12 protein-coding genes are annotated in these 16,010 nt (G+C 58.3%); 2 read left to right on the top strand and 10 right to left on the bottom strand.

Annotation, left to right across the window (positions count from 1 at the left end):
* Positions 1-19 precede the first annotated feature (19 nt).
* Positions 20-616 carry a DedA family protein gene (locus FPY71_RS05095; RefSeq protein WP_149298208.1) on the top strand — a complete coding sequence of 199 codons (597 nt, stop codon included), beginning with the start codon at positions 20-22 and terminating at the stop codon, positions 614-616.
* On the opposite strand, the gene FPY71_RS05090 is transcribed toward FPY71_RS05095, so the two are convergent.
* From FPY71_RS05090 to purD, 6 genes are all read right to left on the bottom strand, one after another.
* A complete protein-coding gene (locus FPY71_RS05090; RefSeq protein ID WP_149298206.1) occupies positions 579-1,346 on the bottom strand; it encodes a crotonase/enoyl-CoA hydratase family protein in 768 nt (255 codons plus the stop codon). The two genes, FPY71_RS05095 and FPY71_RS05090, sit on opposite strands and share 38 nt — an antisense overlap.
* Positions 1,347-1,360: 14 nt before the next feature.
* Complete coding sequence (locus FPY71_RS05085) at positions 1,361-3,118, bottom strand: acyl-CoA dehydrogenase family protein (protein WP_149298204.1); 1,758 nt, start codon at positions 3,116-3,118, stop codon at positions 1,361-1,363.
* A 188-nt stretch (positions 3,119-3,306) separates the two neighbouring features.
* Positions 3,307-5,400, bottom strand: a complete 2,094-nt coding sequence (locus FPY71_RS05080) for a 3-hydroxyacyl-CoA dehydrogenase NAD-binding domain-containing protein (RefSeq protein WP_149298202.1) — start codon at positions 5,398-5,400, stop codon at positions 3,307-3,309.
* 18 nt (positions 5,401-5,418) lie between these two features.
* Positions 5,419-6,702 carry an acetyl-CoA C-acetyltransferase gene (locus FPY71_RS05075; RefSeq protein WP_149298200.1) on the bottom strand — a complete coding sequence of 428 codons (1,284 nt, stop codon included), beginning with the start codon at positions 6,700-6,702 and terminating at the stop codon, positions 5,419-5,421.
* Complete coding sequence (locus FPY71_RS05070; protein WP_149298198.1) at positions 6,699-8,963, bottom strand: acyl-CoA dehydrogenase; 2,265 nt, start codon at positions 8,961-8,963, stop codon at positions 6,699-6,701. The genes FPY71_RS05075 and FPY71_RS05070 overlap by 4 nt, the downstream gene beginning before the upstream one ends.
* 93 nt (positions 8,964-9,056) lie before the next feature.
* Entirely contained in the window at positions 9,057-10,316 is a 1,260-nt protein-coding gene (gene purD, locus FPY71_RS05065) for a phosphoribosylamine--glycine ligase (protein WP_149298197.1), read from the bottom strand.
* Between the two features lie 127 nt (positions 10,317-10,443).
* On the opposite strand from purD, the gene ubiA reads away from it, so the two are divergent.
* Complete coding sequence (gene ubiA, locus FPY71_RS05060; RefSeq protein ID WP_149298195.1) at positions 10,444-11,445, top strand: 4-hydroxybenzoate octaprenyltransferase; 1,002 nt, start codon at positions 10,444-10,446, stop codon at positions 11,443-11,445.
* A 62-nt stretch (positions 11,446-11,507) separates the two neighbouring features.
* Here ubiA and FPY71_RS05055 read toward each other — a convergent pair whose 3' ends face one another.
* The 4 genes from FPY71_RS05055 to FPY71_RS05040 all read right to left on the bottom strand — a co-directional run bounded on the left by FPY71_RS05055 (position 11,508) and on the right by FPY71_RS05040 (position 15,959).
* Complete coding sequence (locus FPY71_RS05055; protein WP_149298193.1) at positions 11,508-12,584, bottom strand: NAD(P)-dependent alcohol dehydrogenase; 1,077 nt, start codon at positions 12,582-12,584, stop codon at positions 11,508-11,510.
* A gap of 220 nt (positions 12,585-12,804) precedes the next feature.
* Positions 12,805-13,380, bottom strand: a complete 576-nt coding sequence (locus FPY71_RS05050) for a DUF6101 family protein (RefSeq protein ID WP_149298192.1) — start codon at positions 13,378-13,380, stop codon at positions 12,805-12,807.
* Positions 13,381-13,528: 148 nt separating this feature from the next.
* Complete coding sequence (locus FPY71_RS05045; RefSeq protein ID WP_149298190.1) at positions 13,529-14,962, bottom strand: FAD-binding oxidoreductase; 1,434 nt, start codon at positions 14,960-14,962, stop codon at positions 13,529-13,531.
* 19 nt (positions 14,963-14,981) lie between these two features.
* On the bottom strand, positions 14,982-15,959 hold the full coding sequence (locus FPY71_RS05040) for an L-threonylcarbamoyladenylate synthase (RefSeq protein WP_149298188.1): 978 nt from the start codon (positions 15,957-15,959) through the stop codon (positions 14,982-14,984).
* Positions 15,960-16,010: the final 51 nt, after the last annotated feature.

Genomic DNA, 16,010 nt, shown 5'->3' with positions numbered 1-16,010 from the left:
TGATCGGGGGGAAGTCTGAATGCATGAAGTGATCGGCTTTCTCCATGCCTATGGCGCAATTGTTATTTTCGTCATCATCTTCTTTGAATCCACCGGCGTTCCCTTGCCTGGTGAAAGCCTGTTGATTGCAGCGGGCCTGCTGGCAGCGCAAGGCCAGTTGGATATTGTGACGGTGTTTCTGGCCGCCTGGGCCGGCGGCGTGCTGGGCGATAATCTGGGTTATGTTGTTGGCCGGGTGGTGGGAAGGCCGATCATCTCCCGTTATGGCCAGAAAATTGGCCTGACCGAACCACGCTTTGCCGCGGTGGAGAAGCAGTTTCTCCGCTATGGCGCGTGGGTTGTTGTTTTTGCAAGATTTTTCGTAGTTTTGCGTCAGCTTAATGGCATTGTCGCGGGCATCACCGGCATGCATTGGCTGCGGTTTTTTCTGGCCAATGCAAGCGGCGCTTTGCTATGGGCGGGTTTCTGGACCCTCGCTTCCTATTATTTCGGGGCGAAGTTTGAACATTACCTGCATTTTGGCCGCCACACCGTGTTTGTGGCAGGCGCAGCGGCAGCAGCAATTGCCCTGTTCCTGCTTATCCGCCACGTGCGGCAGAAGAAGACCGCGCCATAAAGGCAGCGAATGCGGCTTGCGCTTCCTGCGACTTCAAACGCTTTTCAAAGTGCTTGGCCTCCTGCGCAATGCGTTCCACAATATCCTGCCGGTCACCGCGCAGAAGATTGCGTGTAATTTCAAGAGCTTGTGGTGGTTTTTTGGCAAGTTTCATTGCCGCATTCAGCGCGGTCTCGTGCAAATTTTCGCTGGGCACTATTGCGGTTACAAAACCGGCCGCTTCTGCCTGCGTGGCACTGAAAGCATCGCCCATGACCAATAGGGAAAAGGCCTTTTGCCGACCCATAATGCGCGGTGCCAAAAGGCTGGACCCGGCTTCCGGCACCACGCCCAGGTCCAGAAACGGGGTGCGAAACATTGCATTCGGCGCTGCATAAACAAGGTCGCAGTGAAACAACATTGTTGTGCCAATGCCAATGGCCAGGCCGTCCACTGCGGCAACCAGCGGCTTGTTCACCTGCCCCAGCGCCTGAATGAAGGTGAATGTGTGCTCTATTCCTTCGCCAGTTTGCGCATAGCTGGCAAAATCGGCAATGTCGTTACCGGCGCAGAAGGCACCGGGTGCACCTTCCATAAGAATTGCCCGCACTTGAGCATCCGCATCAGCCTTGGCAAAGGCTTCAGTCAGCGCGGCATACATTGGCTGGTTCAAGGCATTTTTCTTATCTGGCCGGTTCAGACGAATTGCCAGAACGCCGTCAGCCAGTGCCGTTTCTACCAGATTTGCCATCAGTCACGCCCCATTCATGCCAAAATAGCGACAGAGGTCTCTGCCAGCACTGCACCGGCCATTGTACGGCGTTTCAGGCCGGACACATCGGCCAGCACATCCTCTGCCATAAACCGTGCCAGCGCCACACGCTCGGCAGCATCAGACGCCAGAGCCGATCTTGCAAGGTAGCCAGCGCCAGCCACAAGTGAAAACAACCGTTGAAACGGTGTTGCGCCATAAAGCGCAATGTCCCCACCATTCCGGCCAAGAAACTCCGCCGCCTCACGCAGATCCGCCAGCGCTGCGGCCAACGCATTGGCAGTTTCGCCAAATTCCGGCCGGTTGGAGGCACGAACGTCTTCCACCACTGCATCAAATTCTGACAGCAGCGATTTGACCGCTTCGCCCCCCGAAAGTGAAAGCTTGCGGCCAACCAGATCCATGGCCTGAACGCCGTTTGTGCCTTCGTAAATACAGGCAATGCGTGCATCACGGTACAGCCGCGCTGCGCCGGTTTCTTCAATATAGCCCATGCCGCCATGCACCTGGATGCCCAGCGACGCCACCTCGACACCAATATCCGACGAAAAGCTTTTGGCCATTGGCGTCAACAGACTGGCGCGATCATTCCAGAAACGGGCAGTTTGCGGATCATTGCTGTGGGCAAGGTCCAACGCCACACCGCAGGCATAGCAAATTGCCCTTGCGGCGCCGGTCAGCGCCTTCATGGTCATCAGCATGCGGCGAACATCCGGGTGCTCGGCAATGGGCACCATATCGGCCGGGTTGCCCGGGCGGCGTCCCTGCAGGCGATCATTGGCATAGGACTGCGCCAACTGGGTGGCCGCCTCGGCAACACCCAGCCCCTGGATGCCAACATATAGCCGTGCCGAATTCATCATGGTGAACATGCAGGCCAGGCCGTTATTCTCTTCGCCAACCAGCCATGACACCGCGCCGGGTTCACCGGTTTCCCCGGCTCCGCCGCCGTAGATCATCGTGCATGTGGGGGATGCGTGAATGCCCATTTTGTGTTCGATGCCAACGCAGTTCACATCGTTCAACAGACCGGGCGCGCCATTTTCATCGGGAATGAATTTTGGCACCAGAAAAAGCGAAAGCCCTTTGTTGCCAGCGGGCGCATCGGGCAGCCGAGCCAGCACAAAATGCACAATGTTTTCCGTCAGGTCATGCTCGCCAAAGGTGATGAAAATTTTCTGCCCGAACAGGTGATAGGTGCCATCATCGCGCCGCTCCGCCCGGCTGCGAAGCGCAGCAAGGTCGGTTCCGGCCTGCGGCTCGGTCAGGTTCATGGTGCCCATCCACTCACCTGATGTCAGCTTTTCCAGATAGACCGCCTGCAGCTTTTCAGAACCGTGCCGGTGCAGCGCTTCCACTGTGCCGATTGTCAGCGTCGGGCCAATACCAAAGGCCATGGAAGCGCTGTTCCACATTTCGGTAACAGCCACTGAAAGCGCGATCGGCAAGCCTTGACCACCTGCTTCAACCGGCCCGCTCAGACCATTCCAACCTGCCTCAAGCCATGCGGTGTAAAGCTCTTTCCAGCCACGGGGCATTGTCACGCGGCCATCGCTGTAGCTAGCCCCCTCACGGTCGCCGATTTCATACAAGGGGGCGGCTGCCTCGCCAGCAAATTTGCCCGCCTCTTCCAGAATTGCACTCAGCAGATCGGGGGTCAGTTCACCTGCTTCGCCTTTTTCCATTGCCTGATCAAGGCCAGCAACCTTGCTCAGCATGTGGGCGATTTCTTCCACCGGCGCTTTATACATCCAGTTTTTCCTAAAAAAGCGATGTCAGATGATCAGCTAGAGCATTTCTTGTTGGAACGGAATCGTTTCAACCTTAAGACAATGCGACAAAACAGAGAGTTAGACCGTTTTTCTGCGATGAGGTGATCGCGTGAAACGGTCTAAAGCGGTCTGGCAATCGCGTCAATTTACCACAGGTTGTGACCAGCCTATTGCATGCTCTCCCAACCAGCATCCGGCGCAAATCGCCGCCCGTGTTTTTCCTCCAGTCGGCGCATTGTTGTTACAATTTCACCCACTCCGCGCTGGCGGGCATAGTGCAGTGGCCCGCCACGAAATGGTGCAAAACCCGTGCCGAAAACCATAGCGCCATCCGCAATATCTTCTTGCGAAACAACACCTTCCCGCAAGCTGGCAACAAGGGCGTTTAACATTGGCAAAATCAACCGGTCTTCCAGATCCGGGTCATCGGGCGCTTTATCGGCTATGCTGTCCAGTGAGGCTTTTTTGGGTTTGCCATCGTCATATTCATACAGCCCGCCTTTGGTTTTGACGCCCAGGCGACCCTCCCGCACCATGTTCTCCAACCACTCCGGTATGGGCGGAAAACCGGTGTCCAGGCGCTCTGTAAGACTGCGGGAAACCTCCACAGCGACATCCAGGCCCACCCGGTCGGCCAGTTCCACGGGCCCCATCGGCATGCCGAAGGCTTCTGCCCGCGCGTCGATCCGCTCTTTGGGAATGCCTTCTCCCACCATCAACAGCGCTTCGGCCATGTACGGTGTCAACGCGCGATTGACCAGAAAGCCAGGGGCAGACTGCACCGGCGCCGGCAGGCGTTGCAGTTCCACTGCAAAATCCAGCGCGCGCCGCGCGGTTTCAGGTGCAACAGCCTTGTGGGAAACAATTTCCACCAGTTGCATGCGAGAGACCGGGTTAAAAAAGTGCAGGCCGACAAAGCGCGAAGGGTCGGTCAGCTTTTCCGCCAGTTGCTCCAGCGGCAGGGCAGACGTGTTGGTTGCAAGGATTGCTCCTTCCTTCAGCTTCGGCTCGATATCGGCATAGATGCGGGCTTTCAGGTCCAGCTTTTCAGGGACCGCCTCAATAACGATATCCGCATCGCGCAGCCCAAGACCTTTCATGTCCGGCACAAGCCGGTCCAATGCGTCCCGCACCTTGAGCGGGTCTTTCAATGTCGCCTGAAGCATTTTGGCGGCACTGGCCATAGCCCGCCCGATCGGTTCCGGCTGCACATCCTGCAGCGTTACGACAAAGCCCTGCCGCGCCGCCCATGCGGCAATATCGCCACCCATGGTGCCCGCGCCAACCACATGGACATGCGAAACGCCGGATTTGCCTGTTTTCAAGCCACGCATCGTTTCCCGCAGGAAAAAGCAGCGGATCAGGTTTTGCGCAGTCGGCGTTTCCACCAGCTCGGCGAAGCTTTCCAGCTCGGCCTTCCGCATGGCATCTTCATCGCCGCCATATTTTTCCCAGTTGTCTATCAATCTGTATGGTGCCGGGTAGTGCGCCTCCGGTGCGGTTTCAGCAGCCTTCTTGCGCATTTGCGACGCCGCGAAGCGCCGGGCCGGGCCAAGCGAAAACGCTCTGGTGCGCATGCCCTTGCGCGGCGCGCGAAGCACACCGGAAACCACAGCCTGCACGGCGTTCTGCAAGTGGCGCTCTTCCACCACGTCATCCACCAGCCCCATGGAGCGGGCCCGCTTGGCATCCACCGATTTGCCGGTCAGCATTATGGTCATGGCTTCCACCGGATCGGCAACCGCCGTTGCGCGAAAAGTGCCACCCAGACCTGGATGCAGCCCCAGCATGACTTCCGGGAAGCCCAATGATGCACCTGGAACCGCCAATCGGAATTTGCAGGCCAGCGCCAGCTCAAGCCCGCCGCCCAGGCAATGGCCGTGAACAATGGCAATGGTGGGCGGCAGCAGGGCGGCCAGCCTGTCCAGCACAATGTGGCCCTGCCCCAGCATGCCGCGTATCTCATCCACCGATGCGCCAACAAACTGGTTGATATCGGCTCCTGCAGCAAAACCCGCGGACTTGGCCCCGCGAATGACCACGGCTACGGGCCGTTCGGCCTCAATGCGGTCAATCAACTGGTTCAACTCTTCCAGTACCGGGCGGTCAATGACGTTGACCGCCTTGCCGGGCCGGTCCAGTGCCAGCCACATCACCCGGTTGTCATCCACGGCAACGCGCCAGTTGCCCTCTGCTGCCACATTGCGCAGCGGTCCAAGTTCCATGACCCGGCCGGAAAGCGTCTTCAACATCGTGTCCATCGCCATTTCCTTCCGTGGTTACGCTGTTTCCAGCAGCATTGCGCCGCCTTGCCCGCCGCCAATACATTCTGTGGCAATGCCTCGCCGCAGACCGCGCTGGCGCAAGGCATTGGCCAGGTGCAGCGTTATGCGGGTGCCGCTGGTGCCCACCGGGTGGCCCAGCGAAATCGCCCCGCCATCCACATTCAGCCTGTCGCGGGGAATGGTTCCCGCCGCGCCGTCAAGGCCCAACACATCGCGGCAGACCTCTTCATCCTCAAATGCGGCAAGACATGCCAGAACCTGCGCAGCAAAAGCCTCGTTCAGTTCCCACAAATCCACATCTGCAAGGCGCATGTCCTGCCGCTTCAACACCGGCGCGGTGGCCACAACCGGCCCAAGGCCCATAATGGATGGGTCGAGCGCGCCCCAATGTGAATCAACAATCTTTGCCAGCACCGTCAGCGAGTGCTTCGCAACTGCCTCCTCACCTGCCAGCAGCACCCATGACGCGCCATCGGTGATCTGCGACGAATTTCCAGCCGTAACCTTGCCATAGGGCTTTTCAAACACCGGCTTCAATGCACCCAGGCTTTGCACCGTGGAATCAGCCCGCACACCGTCATCCTGCGTATAAACCTGCCCATCGCGTGAAAAAGCCGGAAACACTTCATCAGCCAGCCGCCCTTCGGCCTGTGCCGCGGCCAGCCTTTTGTGGCTTTCAACCGCATAGGCATCGGCGGCCTCTCGCGTAATGCCGAACAAATGGCCAATCTTTTCCGCCGTCTGCCCCATGCCCAGATTGGTAATCGGGTCAGTCAACCCGCGCTCCAGCCCGATTTCCGGTTTCAGGAATCCGGGGCGCAGGCCGCTGATGGCTTTCAACTTGGCGCTGGTGCTGCGCGCCGTGTTCAGTGCCGCAAACCAGTCCACCGCCTCTTTGCGCAGAACCAGAGGCGAATGACTCAGCGCCTCGGTTCCACCCGCAAGCACAATATCGGCGTGGCCGGCTTCAATTGTGCGAAATGCCGAGTCGATGGATTGCATGCCGGACCCGCAATTGATCTGAACCGTATAGGCGGGAGTTGCCTCTGGCAGACCAAGTCGCAGGCCGGCAACCCGCGCCGGGTTCATTTCATCAGCAATGACATTAACGCAGCCAAGGATCACCAGATCAATCAATGCAGGATCAAAGCCCTGGCGAAGCAGAAGCGGCCTGCCGCATTGCACTGCCAGATCAACCGGTGTGAACGGGCCGGGTTTGCCGCGCGCTTTCAGGAATGGCGTGCGTGCGCCGTCTACAATGTAGACTGCTCGCGTCATTGTGCCGCCTCCATTCTATCCATTCCGTGGCCATTTCTGCCCGATGCCGGCGCAACTTCCTCGCTGGCAAAGGCATCCACTGCCACCACACGGGAAATGGCGGCTTCGGCCTCTCGCAGACCCGTGTGCTCGGATATGTTCAGGATACCCTTGGCAAGACCTTCATCCGGATCCCGCAATTTTGCATCGCGCAGTTTGCGGGCCGCAGGCTCGGCCTTTGTTACAAGATCAAAGGCTGTTTCCAGTTCGGCAATGGCGTAATTCTCGCGGCCGGCACCCAGATACAGATCGGCTGTCAGCCTGTCGCGTTGCGAGGTTGGCCGCATCAGAATCTCCGCCACTTCGGTGATCAGTTCATCGCGAAGCGGTGTGTATGGCGTTCCCAGCGGAAATGCGATGATACGGACCGTCAGCGCAGCCAGACGCGATGGCAGATTTGCCATTATGGCGTCAAACGCATGCGAGATGCGGTTAACACCCCGGCGCATGACATATTCGATCAGCGGCTTGTCGGCTTCTGGCCTGCCTTCGGTTTCAAAGCGCTTGAGGCAGGCAGCCAGCAGATAAAGCTCGGACAGAACATCCCCCAGCCTGCCAGACAGCATTTCCTTGCGCTTCAACCCGCCGCCCATGGTCAGAAGAGCCAGATCCGCGGTCAGGGCAAAGGCCGCTGACAATCGGGAAAGTTGCCGCCAATGGCTGGTCAGTTCGGCTTTTTCCGGCGCAGGTGCAGCTATTCCAGCCGTCCAGCCGCGCAGAAAGGTGCGGAAGGCATTTTTCACCGAGTGTCCGGCATGCGCCCAGAAATGCTTGTCAAACTCGTCCAGACCTTTTTCTGCATCCGGTTCGGACAAGGCCTGCATTTCTTTCAGCATGTATGGATGCGCACGAATTGCTCCCTGCCCGAAAATCATCAGGCTGCGGGTCAGAATATTGGCGCCCTCCACGGTAATGCCAATCGGCACAGACCGGTATTGCGGGGCCATGTAATTACGCGGCCCTTCCACAATGCCCTTACCGCCATGAATATCCATGGCGTGGGTAACGGACTGGCGCATACGCTCCGTGGCGTTGGATTTCATGATAGCACCAAGCACGGACGGGCGGTGGCCCTGATCCAGCGCGGCAACTGTCAGCCGGCGCGCCGCGTCCACCTGATAGGCATTTGCAGCAATTTCGGCCAGTGGCTCCTGAATGCCCTCAAACCGGCCTATTGGCACATTGAACTGCGAGCGGACACGCGCATAGGCACCGCTGACCCGCGCTGCCATGGCGCAGGCAGCCGCAGATTGTGATGGCAGTGAAATGCTGCGCCCCGCTGCAAGGGCGGTCATCAGCATGGTCCAGCCCTCGCCGATCTGCGCCGGGCCGCCCAGTATCCATTCCATCGGAATGAACACATCCCGCCCATGCAATGGACCGTTCTGAAAATAGGTGGAAAGCGGCACATGCCTGTCGCCGACTGAAACACCCGGGGTGGATGTGGGAATCAGCGCCACGGTAATGCCCAGTTCCGGCCCACGGCCAAGGTGGTTTTCCGGATCCCGCATTTTAAAGGCAAGGCCCATCACAGTGGAAACCGGACCCAGGGTGATGTAGCGCTTGTCGAAATTCAGCCGGATGCCCAGCACGCGCTGGCCTTCATGCTCACCAAATTCCACAATGCCCGTGTCGCGCATGGAAGCGGCATCAGACCCGGCCTCTGCCGAAGTCAGGCCAAAGCACGGGATTTCACGGCCATCCGCCAGCCGCGGCAGCCAGTGATTTTTTTGCTCCGGCGTGCCGAAATGCAGCATCAGTTCACCCGGGCCAAGCGAATTCGGCACCATGACGGTTACGCCCGCAACCACGCTGACTGAAGAGACTTTGCGCACCACTTCCGAATGTGCGGTGTTGGAAAAGCCCAGGCCGCCATACTCTTCCGGAATGATCATGCCGAAGAATTTTTCCCGGCGCATGAAATCCCAGACTTCCGGCGGCAGGTCGTGATCGACTGTGCTGATTTTCCAGTCATCGATCATGGAGCAGAGCCGCTCCACCGGTCCATTGAGAAATGCCCGCTCTTTTTCCGACAGGACAGCGGGTGGCATGGCCACCAGCTTGTCCCAGTCCGGGGTGCCGGAAAACAGCTCACCATCCCACCAGACAGTGCCCGCACCAATGGCCTTTGCCTCGGTGTCGGAGATGGATGGCATGGCCTTTTTTGCCCAGCGAAAAATTGGCCTTGTCAGTTTATCCCGACGAAACGATGCCTGTGCCATAGTCCGCGCCTCCTGTACAAACTCTTCCCCTAACGTAAGAGTTTGTACAGAATTGGCCAGTGCCTGCGGCAATTTCAGTTTAAAAAGCCGTCATCACTTTCCAGACATTGCACGATGGGCAATGTCGCTGCGGCAGAAACCATCCGGCCAGTCCACCTTGCTGACAAGCTTGTATGCCTTGGAAACAGCCTCAACCACCGTGGCACCGCGAGCGGTGACGTTCAGCACGCGGCCCCCATCTGCCAGCAGCCTGTCGCCCTCCAGCCGTGTGCCGGCATGAAAGATTTTTTCCCCATCCGCCACAGGCGGCAGATGGCGAATGTGAGTCCCGCGCGCGTAAGACCCGGGATAACCGTTGCTGGCCATGACAACCGTGACGGCGGGCTCTTCGCTCCATTGCGGTTCAACGCCGGAAAGATCGCCTTTGGCGGCCCCCAGCAACATAGGCAGAAGGTCGCTCTTCAGCCGCATCAGCAGAACCTGACATTCCGGGTCGCCGAAACGCACATTATACTCGATCAGCTTCGGCCCATCCGCGGTCAGCATCAGACCGGCATAGAGAATGCCCTTGAACGGCATTGCGGCTTCGGCCATTTCCCGCAGTGTCGGGTAGATGATGTCATCCATGGCGCGCGACAGGAGCTCCGGCGTCACCAGGCCGGAAGGTGAATAGGCACCCATGCCGCCGGTGTTTGGGCCTTTATCTCCGTCATAAGCGCGCTTGTGGTCTTCCGCCGTGCCGAACGGCACTGCAATTTTGCCATCACACAGGCAGAATACGCTGATTTCCGGCCCTGTCAGGCACTCTTCCACGACAACTTCTGCGCCAGGCTCCGTCAACCAGTCTTCCACCGCCGCCAGCGCTTCATCAACTGTTTCCGCAACGGTTACGCCTTTGCCGGCAGCAAGTCCGTCTGCCTTGACGACAATGGGTGCACCTTCACTGCGAATATAGGCTTTGGCCTTTTCCACATTGTTGAAGCGGCGGTATCGCGCTGTTGGAATATTGGCCCGTGAGCACAATTCCTTGGTAAAGCCTTTCGACCCTTCCAGTTGCGCCGCGGCGCGGCTCGGGCCAAAAACCAGAATACCGGCCTTTTCCAGCGCATCGGCAATTCCGGCAACCAGAGGCACTTCCGGCCCGACAACCACAAGATCAATCTCGTTGCGGGTGCAAAATTCCACCACGGCCACGTGGTCGGCGAAATCCAGAGACACAAGCTCGGCATGTTCGCCGATGCCGGGGTTGCCGGGTGCGGCGTAAAACCGGCCGAGCATGGGTGAACTGGCCAGTTTGCAGGCCAGTGCATGTTCGCGACCACCTGAACCGATGAGAAGAAGATTGGTTTTCATAATTTCCGTCAATCTGCTGGGACACTTCGGATTAGGTTCAACCAAGCCACCGGGTCAAGCATGAAACCGTTGAAATTAACGCAAAACTGCTTGACGCAGCCGCAATTCACGTCATTCCTCGCGCCTGATGCCGAACCATAAGGACAAGGCGGTGATGGAAAATGGCCGGGTAGCCGACGCCCCTTCAGAAAACTTTGTGTACCGGATCCTGCCTCCGGCACTGCGCCCCTATGCGCAGTTGGCGCGGTGGGACAGGCCGATTGGCTGGCAGCTTCTGATGTGGCCCTGCTGGTGGAGCGCGGCTCTTGCCCCTCAGGCGGCGGCCCAGTCAGCCGTCCACACCGGCCTGCCAAGTTTCTGGCATCTTGCGCTTTTCGTCATAGGTGCCATCGCCATGCGCGGCGCTGGTTGCACCTATAATGACCTGGTGGATCAGAACATTGACAATCAGGTGGCCCGCACACGCTCTCGGCCGCTGCCTTCCGGCCGGGTCAGCCGCAGGCGGGCAAAACTGTTTCTGGTGTTGCAGGCGCTTGTGGGTTTTGCGGTGCTGATTCAGTTTCCGCCCTATGCAATGGTGCTCGGCATCGCCTCACTGGCCGTGGTTGCAATCTATCCGTTTCTCAAGCGGTTTACAGATTGGCCGCAACTTGGCCTTGGGCTTGCCTTTTCGTGGGGCGCGCTGATGGGCTGGGCATCTTACTGGGGCGCGCTCGATCTTGCGCCGGTGCTGCTTTATATCGGCGCGGTTGTGTGGACTGTTGGCTACGACACGATTTACGCTCATCAGGACAGGGAAGATGATGCGCTGGTGGGTGTGCGTTCCACTGCCCGTCTGTTTGGCAGCCGCACGCGCGCGGCGCTGATCTGGCTTTATGGCAGCGCGCTTGTTTGCTTTTTTCTGGCCTATCTGGCCACTGGCATTGGCACCACCGGCCCCGCCTGGCCGGCCTATGCCGGACTGGCCATTGGTGCGGGGCAGATGATCTGGCAGATCAGCAGCCTGGATATCGACAATCCGGATGAGTGCCTGAAACTGTTCCGATCCAACAATCTGTTTGGCTGGATCCTGTTTCTGGGACTGATAGCCTCAGCTTTGTGGATGCTGTCTTTTCCCTATTCCAGTTAAAGCATTTGCCATTGAAACTACATTTCAGGCGATCGAAAGACCACCTGAAATGCTTCAGGGATTTACGGTGTGATGGCTATTTTCAAAACGCCGTCGCGCTGATTGGCAAACAGGTCATAGGCGGCCTCAATGTCATCCAGCTTGTATCGATGGGTCACAAGCGGTTTCAGGTCAATTCGGCCAGAGCCGCACACTTCCATCAACCGGCGCATTCTTTCCTTACCGCCGGGGCACAGCGTCGACACAATGGTGTAATCTCCCAGCCCGGCACCAAAAGCCGCCAGCGGAATGGCAAGATCGGATGAGTACACGCCCAGGCTGGAAAGAGTACCGCCGGGCCGCAGAACCTTTAGGCTGGATTCGAAGGTGGATTGGGTGCCCAGCGCCTCAATGGCCACATCAACGCCTCGCCCGTCTGTCAGTGCCAGAATCTGTTCAACCGGGTCACCCGCCCTGAAATCCACCACATGGTCTGCACCCAGTTTTCTGGCCGCTTCCATGCGAGCTGGCACTGTGTCCACGCCGATAATTCTGGTTGCACCCATCAGTTTGGCACCTGCCACTGCACACAGGCCAATCGGACCAAGAGCGAACACCACCACCGTGTCGCCAATGCGAACATTGCCGCGTTCGGCACCTGAAAAGCCGGTGGACATGATGTCCGGGCACATCAACACTTCTTCATCGGTCAAATGATCGGGAATGGGGCTCAGATTGGCCATCGCGTCTTTAACCAGAACATACTCGGCCTGACACCCATCTATCGTGTTGCCGAATTTCCAGCCGCCAGCCACTTTGAAACCATGGCGTGTGCCTGGCCCATCCTGCGAGCCGCAACCGCACAGACAGGCATAGGAATGGCCTGATGGTGTGATGGCACCGGCAATAACCCGCTGGCCTTCATGATAGCCAGTCACAGAGCTGCCGAGTTTTTCGATGATGCCAACCGGTTCGTGGCCAATGGTCAGGCGCTTTTCAACCGGATACTCGCCTTTGAGAATATGCACGTCGGTGCCACAAATCGTGGTTGTGGTGATGCGCACCAGCGCATCCTGCGGCCCGACATCGGGGATCGGCTTTTCGTCCAGAACGATGCGACCTTTCTCAACAAAGATCGCGGCTTTCATTTTTGCTGCCATAATCCATCTCCTGACTGCCAGACAAACAGAGCGCCTGAAACACTTCCACTTCCAATAGAAGCGCAAAAATGTCTCGACCTCTTTGATTTGACGCAAATGCAGGGAGTGAAAGCAAGAAAGTCAGAGCCTGGACTGCTCCAGTTCGCTGTTTTGTTGCCGTGTCTTGTCGCTGAAGCGCAACCGTTTCAACAGCAAGCGCAGTTATGTGAATTGTTTGTGTTCACTTGCGTGCAATGATCTCGTGGCCTTCAATTTTCATCCGCATAGCCAGACCGCCGGGTTTGCGGCGCACAAGAAAGCGTGGGCGGCGGCCCTTGTGGTAGTTGCGGCGCCGGTCTGCCGGGCTGGCTGCACGCAGTTGCCCCAATGTGTCGTCCAGCGCAGTCACAGTTCCGTCAGCCTCAACCATCAACATTGGCAGCGCGAACAAATCTGCCCAGCTGCGCCAGTCTGCAGCCACATCAAACAGGTCCGTGGCCACAAGCAGCGGCACGCTCAGGCTGGCATCTTCATGCAAAAGCTCCAGCGTCACCGTAACATGCCCGGCCGCCTCTTCCATTGCCCGCGCCGCAACGCCGCGAAAGGCGGAAGGCGCAAGCGGAACCGAAACCGGCACGTTGCTGCCACCATACATTCTGCGCACCACAGCTCCGCGGCGATCAACGCGATAAGACACCAGTTCCTCGCCGTCCATGATGTCAAAGCTGATCTTGCGATCTGCCACAGCCGGGTCCAGACGGATCGGCGTACGTGTCCAGGCTGGATTGATTGTGCTTTTTCCGGAAACGATGCTCATTGCCTGTCGCCTTCATGATCTGAACGTGCCGGTCATCCGGCTCTGTTGTGATCAATCTAGCTGGCGTGTGTTTCGAGCCTCTGAAGAAATGCGGTTAAGTATTCGTAGCTGAATTCAAGGTTATCAAATGGTACGCTTGAACAAGTTATTAAAGCAGTTTTCCGGGGTTTAGAATTGAGTAAGGATCAAACGCTTTCTTAATCCTGTGCATTAACTCCAGCTCAATACCTGCCTTGTTTTTTGCCAGTTCTGCCCGCTTCAACTGGCCAATTCCGTGTTCTGCCGAAAAGCTGCCGCCCAGGCCAGCCACGATTCCATGAACGATGTCGTTCATCTCTCCCCAGCGGGCGAGAAACATTTCCTTGTCCGCGCCCACCGGCTGCGAAATGTTGTAGTGAATATTGCCATCACCCATATGGCCGAATGACACAATGCGCGCGCCGGGAATGGCTTTCAGCACCGCCAGCCCGGCTTCAGCCAGAAACTGCGGCACCAATGCCACCGGCACAGACACATCGTGCTTGATGGATCCGCCTTCCGGCTTTTGCGCCCAGCTCAACTCTTCCCGCATGCGCCAGAATGCCTTTGCGTCGGCGAGAGACTGCGCAATGGCCGCATCATCCACATCGCCCGCTTCAAAAGCCGCTTCCAGAACCGCCTCCATTGTGGCGCGGGCATCCTCTGCCGAGCGGGAGGAAGATATTTCCATCAGCACATACCATTGATGGGGCGCTTCCAGTGGATCACGCGCTCCTTGCGTATGGCGAATCGTAAACTCCATGCCAATGCGCGGCATCAATTCGAAAGCTGTGAGTTGTGTCCCGGCACGAGCCTCGGCCAGCTTCAGCAGATTCAAGGCCGCTTCCGGCGAAGCCAGCCCCACATAGGCAACCTCCCGTCCTGCCGGCTTGGGAGAAAGCTTCAAGACCGCCGCGGTTAAAACGGCCAGTGTTCCCTCAGAGCCGATCAGAAGATCCCGCAGGTCATAGCCGCGATTGTCTTTCTTCAACCGACGCAGACCGTGGTAAATTTCGCCGCTCGGCAACACGGCTTCAACACCAAGGCACAATTCGCGCGAATTGCCATAGGCCAGAACGCCCGTCCCCCCGGCATTGGATGACAGGTTGCCTCCAATCTGACATGAGCCTTCCGAACCGAGCGACAGCGGAAACATCAGGCCCGCCTCATCGGCCGCCTCCTGAACGTGCTGCAGAATAACTCCGGCTTCGGCAATCAGCGTGCGCCCGGCCACATCCACATCACGAATAGCGTTCATCCGGGAAAGTGAAAGCAGCACTTCGGCTTCCGAGCGTGGAGACTGCCCACCAACCAACCCGGTATTGCCACCCTGTGGCACGATGGGCGTGCGTGTCTCGTTCGCCAGCTTCATGATCTGCGAAACTTCGTCCACGGTTTTAGGGCGCAACACCAGCCGCGTCCTGCCGCTGAACAAATCACGCTCTTCGTGCACATAGGGCGCAATGTCGCCTTCGTCCGTCAGTGCGTGGGCAGTTCCGACAATCTGGCTGAAGCGTTGAACCAGCTCATCGGAAACCGGCTGTGTGACTGAATTGTCGTTCATTTCAGGCTCTCCAAACAAGCTACAGCTTTTCCGGTTGAAACGGCCGGGGAGCAGCCGCGCGGCGCAGGCGATCGTTTATGGCCAGTCCCAACCCATGCTCCGGCACAGGTGCAACGGCAATGGTGTGGATGCCCGGCGCATCAAACGCTGCCAGCACGGCAAACAGATTTGCCGCGGCTTCAACCAGATCACCAGTGGGGCTAAGATTGGCAAAACCGGCAGCATGTTCCTGCCCCGGCAGTGCCTGCGATCCAAAGCCGATCAGATATTCGCCCGGTTTCACGGCAACAGCGTTCAGCCGCACATGACCGGAGGGTGCATAGTGCGAGGTCATCTGCCCCGGCGCTTCGATGCCGCCTTCGCCGCCGCCGAGCAGCTCCATGCCCAGAAAGTCTTCAATCGCCTCACGTGGCAAACCGCCGGGGCGCAGAAGGTAAATGCCTGTTTCTCCGGACTTGACGATGGTGGATTCCAGTCCAACCCGCGCCGAACCGCCATCGACAATCATGCCGACCTTTTCGCCAAGGCTGTGCGCAACATGCGCCGCTGTGGTTGGGGAAACTCCGCCGGAACGGTTGGCGCTGGGCGCTGCGAGGGGACGGCCAACTCTTCTGACAATGTCGCGCATGGGGCCAGCGGGCATGCGCACAGCCAGTGTCGGCAAACCTGCGGTGGCCAGCGGATGCACCGGACAGCCCTCCGCCACAGGCAGAACCAGCGTCAGAGGCCCCGGCCAGAACTGCGCAGCAAGCTTTTCTGCCACCGGGTTCATGTCCACCAATTGCCGTGCCATTTCAAAACTGGAAACATGTGCAATCAGCGGATTAAATGCCGGGCGGCCTTTGGCCTCGTATATTCGGGCAACGGCCTGGCCGTTTGTGGCATCACCGGCAAGGCCATAGACGGTTTCGGTTGGCAGGGCCACCAACTCACCGGCCATCAAACGTGCGGCTGCGGCATCGCGTGTAGCCTCCAGCGCACTGTCCAGTATCTGCATGTCTGATCCGCCAAACGCCATCTTTCGACAGGGTTTAGCTGATTCCATATG

Origin of the sequence: Aureimonas fodinaquatilis, assembly GCF_008369445.1 — a bacterium.
In the GTDB taxonomy this organism is placed as follows: domain Bacteria; phylum Pseudomonadota; class Alphaproteobacteria; order Rhizobiales; family Rhizobiaceae; genus Aureimonas; species Aureimonas fodinaquatilis.
Note: the sequence above shows the minus strand (reverse complement) of the source record. Positions and strands in the feature narration are given on the sequence as shown.